The sequence below is a fragment of the Cupriavidus gilardii genome (assembly GCF_008801915.1).
Lineage (GTDB): Bacteria > Pseudomonadota > Gammaproteobacteria > Burkholderiales > Burkholderiaceae > Cupriavidus > Cupriavidus gilardii.
Genome location: NZ_VZOV01000087.1, coordinates 1 through 458 on the forward strand (window position 1 = coordinate 1; position 458 = coordinate 458).

Below are 458 nucleotides of genomic sequence, written 5' to 3' on the forward strand. Positions count from 1 at the left end.
AATGTGAAAATTCTATTTGTTCGAGTTTGTTATGTCAGAACAACCTATTTCACCTACTGTACAACTTAATACGCGTGGTTTACGTTGTCCGGAACCTGTCATGATGTTGCATCATGCGATTCGCAAAGCAAAATCAGGAGATGTTGTTGAAGTGTTGGCGACTGACCCTTCGACTTCTTGGGATATCCCTAAGTTTTGTATGCATTTGGGACATGAACTCCTATTAAAAGAAGAAGTTCTAGATGAGCAGAACCATAAAGAATACCGTTATCTGGTACAGAAAGGGTAAGGTTGTTCGATATGTAAATGAATAAAAAGCCCCGAATAATCGGGGCTTTTTGTTATATCTTAGGATATGAGCCGCAGCTAAAGCGGCGCAAGGAATTACATGTTAGGGTAATTCGGACCACCGCCGCCCTCAGGTGTTACCCAAGTAATATTTTGAGATGGGTCTTTAA

At 40.8% G+C, this 458-nt stretch carries 2 protein-coding genes; one reads left to right on the plus strand and one right to left on the minus strand.

Going from position 1 to position 458, the window contains the following annotated elements; translation table 11 throughout:
- Positions 1-31 precede the first annotated feature (31 nt).
- Entirely contained in the window at positions 32-289 is a 258-nt protein-coding gene (gene tusA / locus F7Q96_RS26555) for a sulfurtransferase TusA (protein ID WP_151023658.1), read from the plus strand.
- A 95-nt stretch (positions 290-384) separates the two neighbouring features.
- Here the strand turns inward: tusA and F7Q96_RS27540 are convergent.
- Positions 385-458, minus strand: a 74-nt coding sequence (locus F7Q96_RS27540; RefSeq protein ID WP_151023660.1) for a 4Fe-4S dicluster domain-containing protein, incomplete at its 5' end; no start/stop codon positions are given.